Genomic DNA, 228 nt, shown 5'->3' with positions numbered 1-228 from the left:
CACGTTATACTGCTGCAAGCTGTGTAGGTACGGGTATCTTACTTATTGCTGGCGCGGCGCATTATGTCCTACAAGACTCTGGTGGCGTAATGGCTTTCTTGTTTCCAGCAGTACTCATATTAATTGTGTTATGGTTCAATCATCGTTATCTCAGTCAAAATCCAGAGAACACATCAACTAATAAAGTTTCGAAACACGGGCTACTGTATTTGTTTGATTGGCAACAGG

Annotated in this window: 1 protein-coding gene; it reads left to right on the top strand. The window is 42.1% G+C overall.

What is annotated here, in order from left to right:
- On the top strand, positions 1 to 228 hold a 228-nt coding region (locus V6252_RS13090), incomplete at both ends, for a hypothetical protein (protein WP_341610737.1).

Source organism: Psychrobacter proteolyticus (assembly GCF_038155145.1).
GTDB lineage: Bacteria > Pseudomonadota > Gammaproteobacteria > Pseudomonadales > Moraxellaceae > Psychrobacter > Psychrobacter proteolyticus_B.
The sequence above is the reverse complement of the archived record's forward strand: the minus strand, read 5'-3'. Positions and strand labels throughout refer to the sequence as shown.